Origin of the sequence: Rhodococcus sp. EPR-147 (genome assembly GCF_001647185.1) — a bacterium.
Taxonomy (GTDB): Bacteria; Actinomycetota; Actinomycetes; order Mycobacteriales; family Mycobacteriaceae; genus Rhodococcoides.
This window is the reverse complement of sequence record NZ_LVCU01000201.1, coordinates 1-4,433: the sequence shown is the minus strand read 5'-3', so window position 1 is coordinate 4,433 and position 4,433 is coordinate 1. Positions and strand designations below refer to the sequence as shown.

General features: G+C 67.4%; 2 protein-coding genes and 1 pseudogene. 1 reads left to right on the top strand and 2 read right to left on the bottom strand.

What is annotated here, in order from left to right; translation table 11 throughout:
- Positions 1–275 (bottom strand): annotated as a pseudogene (locus A2J02_RS28670) (hypothetical protein); the annotation flags it as partial.
- Between the two features lie 3 nt (positions 276–278).
- A complete protein-coding gene (locus tag A2J02_RS09935) occupies positions 279–743 on the bottom strand; it encodes a hypothetical protein (RefSeq protein WP_068049686.1) in 465 nt (154 codons plus the stop codon).
- Positions 744–945: 202 nt separating this feature from the next.
- On the opposite strand from A2J02_RS09935, the gene mobF reads away from it, so the two are divergent.
- The coding region (gene mobF / locus A2J02_RS09930) for a MobF family relaxase (protein ID WP_197477991.1) at positions 946–4,433 on the top strand (3,488 nt) is incomplete at its 3' end.

The following is a 4,433-nucleotide window of genomic DNA, read 5'->3' as shown; positions in this document are numbered from 1 at the left end:
TCGCCGTATTCGAGTAGCAGCGCGAACCGGTGCGCGGACAACGTGCGTGGTGCGTCGCCGTCGGTGAAGGTAAATCTGCCGTAGCCGTCCGGAAAACTCACCGACCCCCTGAAAAAATGGCAGCTCGGAGTTTTGACCACCTTCGCCCAGAACCTCGCCACGGTCTTCGCAGTCAACGGCTGCTGCAACGGTCGCCACACCCGGCGAACCGGCTGCGGTGACGCGGCGTCGGTGTCGTCGCCGAACAACGCCAGTTGCATCACCGCGGCGGACATCGGCTACCCCTGACTCGTGCCGGTCTCGGCGTCCGGGACGCTGTCGCCGGTCGCGGGTTTGCTCGTCGTTGCATCGCCTGTCGACGTCGAGTCACTCGGCTCGTTCAAGGCCGATCCATCACGCGACTCTGCGTTTGCATCCGAGTCGGAGTCCGAGGTGGCGTCGCCGGTGTCCGTGCTCGCCGATGGCGCTGCGGTGTCGGCGAGCAGTGCCAGAAGTTTGCGTGCTTCGCCGGTCGTGATCCCCGCGAGTGTCGCAGCGGCGCTGAGTGTTCCTTCCCGGCCCCGGATGTCGTCGAGCGCGCGGGCCATCGCCAGCCGGGCCGCGTCGATCTGGTCAGCGGCCGCGAAGTAGTCCGTCAACGAGCCCATGTTCTTCTCGTCGCGCGCTTTGCGGTCGGCGACGACTTTTTGCTGCGCTGCCCGTGCCCGAGCACGCGCAGTCATCCGAGCCTGAGTCGACGCCATGCCGCCCACCCTAACCCCGAACACCCTCGAATTCACAGATCCTGACACAACCTCCTCCCGCATCACCGGTCCACCACCGTCAAAACCCCAGTTCACAGTCAGTTACTTCCACTGCCACCGGAAACCAATCCAAAACTAGAACCAACCTACAGACCTCATGCATTCAGGACGCTTTGCGGATTTCGCTGGTAAGGTCCAGTCCATGATGGGTCTGCACAAGCTCACCGCTGGGGACGGGTATACGTACCTGACCAGGCAGGTTGCAGCGGCAGATTCCACCGAACGAGGGGCCGCGTCACTGGCCGAGTACTACTCCGAGAAGGGGGAGTCACCGGGCCGTTGGACCGGGTCCGGTCTGACCGAGCTGGAGACGATCGGTGCGGGGGAGCACGTCTCCGAGGCGCACATGAAGGCGCTGTTCGGTGACGGCCTGCATCCCGAGGCCGACACGATGTACGCGGAGAAGTTCGCGGCCGAGCTCGCTGCCGGTGCGTCGACGAAGAACGCCGAGCGCGCGGCATCGGCGGCGATCAAGCTCGGTCGCGCGTTCAAGATCGACAACGGAGCCTCCGACTATCGGGTCGCGTGCGCGAAGGCGTTCGTTGAGCACAACCTCGCGGCCGGCGAGAAGTGGAACGCACCGATCGAAGGTGAGGCGCGCGCGACGATCCGCACCCGCGTCGCGCGCGAGATGTTCGAGCGGGAGTACGGACGCGGCCCGGCCGACGAGCGTGAACTGTCCGGGTGGGTCGCCAAATCGGGGCGGCAGAACACCAAAGCCGTCGCCGGTTTCGACCTCACGTTCACGCCCGTGAAAAGTGTGTCGGCGCTGTGGGCTGTTGCGCCGCGGGAGATCTCGCAGGAGATCGAAGCAGCGCACGACGCCGCGATCGCAGCAGCCTTGGAGTACCTCGAAGAGCACGCCTGCTTCACCCGTCTCGGCAACGGCGGTGTCGCGCAAGTCGATGCGAACGGTCTTATCGCCGCAGCGTTCACCCACCGTGATTCGCGCGCGGGGGACCCGAACCTGCACACCCACGTCGCGATCTCGAACAAGGTCTCCACGACCCTGCCGGACGGGACAACGAAGTGGCTCGCGCTCGACGGTGCCGCGTTGTACCGCAACAACGTTCCCGCCTCCGAGGTCTACAACACCGCCCTCGAAGCGCAACTGCGTGAACGCATCGGAGTCGACTTCGCCGAACGCGCGAGCGGGGACCGGTCGAAGCGACCCGTGCGTGAAATCGTCGGCCTGGACACACGGTTGGCCGAACGCTGGTCCTCCCGCAATGCCGCGATCGTCGTGCGCACCGCCGAACTTGCACGCGAGTTCCAGGCCGAACATCACCGCGAACCGACCGCCATCGAAGCGATCCGGCTTGCGCAGCGTGCGACCCTGGAAACCCGGCAGGCCAAACACGAACCGCGCTCGCACGCCGAGCAGCGCGGAGGGTGGCGCGCCGAGGCGATCGACGTACTCGGTTCCTCGAAGGCACTGTCGAAAATGGTCGCCGAGGTGACCGGTAAGAAGCGCACCCGGGCGAGCGTGGACATCGACGACCCGCGCTGGATCGACTACACCGCCGCCGAGGTGGTCGAGGTCGTCTCCCGCGCCCGTTCGCGCTACCAACGGCACAACATTCGCGCCGAAGCGATCCGTCAGGTCCGCACCGCGAATCCGCCGGCCGATCGCATCACCGACCTCGTCGAAGCGATCACCGACCGCGCGTGCAGCACAGAGCTTGCGGTCGCCCTGGGCGACGAACTCGGAGACGACGTCGCTGCCGATCTCGCCCCGGAGGTGATGCGTCGACGCGACGGCAGAGACGTGCACACCCGCCACGAGGCGACCCTGTTCACCACCAACGCAGTGCTCGATGCGGAGACGCGCATCGTCGCCCTTGCACAGCGCAACGACGGGGTTGCGGTGGCCGACGAGCACGTGGAAATGGCGCTGCTCGAAGCTGCTGCGAACGGACGTGAACTCAACGCCGGACAACGCTCACTGGTGCGCGCGATGGCCACGTCCGGTGCGAAACTTCAGCTCGCACTCGCGCCCGCCGGAACCGGCAAGACCACCGCCATGACCGCACTGACACGGTCGTGGCAGAACGCAGGCGGACACGTCGTCGGGTTCGCGCCGACCGCCGCCGCCGCCAAGGTTCTGCGTCAAGATATCTTGACGCCGACGGATACGTTGGCGAAGTTCGTCGACATCACCAAGCGTCTACGCAACGGCGAACCGGTGTCCGTTCCCGAGTGGTATTCCGCGATCGGCGAGGACACGCTCGTCATCGTCGACGAAGCAGGCATGACCGGCACCCTCGACCTCGACGACGCAGTCACCGCCCTCGCCGAACGCGGCGCAACAGTCCGGTTGATCGGCGACGATCAACAGCTCGCGTCCGTCGCCTCCGGCGGTGTCCTGCGCGACATCCACGACCGCGTCGGCGCTCTCACGCTCTCGCAGGTGGTGCGGTTCCGTGACCCGGTCACCGGCGCGGCCGAAGGCGCAGCATCACTGGCACTGCGCGACGGCGACGACGCCGCGATCGGCTTCTACATCGACCACTCCCGGCTGCACGTCGGCTCCATCGCCACCGTCACCGACGACGCCTACAGCGCATGGAGCGCCGACCGTGCCGCCGGCAAGGACGCACTGCTGCTCGCACCGACCCGTGAGCTCGTCGCCGAACTCAACACCCGCGCCCGCACCGACCGCCTCGCCGCCACCATCGCCAAGATCGGACGCGAAGCCGTCCTCGCCGACGGCCTCCGCGCGAGCGTCGGGGACATCGTCCGCACCCGCTCCAACGATCGCCGCAACCCGCTCTCGCAGACCGACTGGGTCCGCAACGGTGACCGCTGGACCGTCGAGAAAGTCGGCCGTGACGGATCATTGGTGGTACGCCACCTCGAGCTCGGCCGGACCGTCACCCTCGACGCGGCATACGTCCAGGAATCGACCGAACTCGGCTACGCCGGAACCGTGCACTCCGCACAGGGCTCGACCGCCGACACCTGCCACGTCGTGGCCACCGGCGACGAAACCCGCCAGCTCGCCTACGTCGCCCTCACCCGCGGGCGACTGAACAACCACATGTATCTCGCGACCGCCTCCGACGGTGATCTGCACACCGCGATGACCGAACGCGGCATGCTCCCCCCGACCGCCGTCGACGACTTCCGGGCGATCCTGCGCCGCGATGGCGCACAGGTCTCCGCGCACTCGACTCTCGCTGCCGCCGACGACCCGCATGTCAACCTGGCACCGGCCGCGAGCGCCTACGACTACTCCGTCGCCACCGCCTGCGAAGTCCTCGCCGGACCGACAGTGATGGCCGCGATCGACACCGCCGCCGACGCCGCGATCGCCGGTCTCACCGACGACGCCGCATGGCCGGTCCTGCGTGGACATCTCGCGATCCTCGCCGCCGGAGGCGACGACCCTGTCGTCGCACTGAACGCCGCGATCACCGAACGCGAACTCGGTACCGCGGGAGATCGGGCCGCGGTACTGGATTGGCGACTCGATGCCACCGGACGCCACTCCGCAGCACGTGGAGCATCGGGGCGGGGGCCGTTGCCGTGGCTGCCCGCTATCCCCGACGCACTGCGCAAGGAACCGGAGTGGGCGAGCTACCTCGATGCCCGCGCCCATGCGATCGCCGTCCACCGTGAACGCATCGC

What these genes read in the sequence shown, in the direction of transcription:
- A2J02_RS09935 (WP_068049686.1), bottom strand. Translation starts at nt 743, where the DNA reads ATGGCGTCGACTCAGGCTCGGATGACTGCGCGTGCTCGGGCACGGGCA.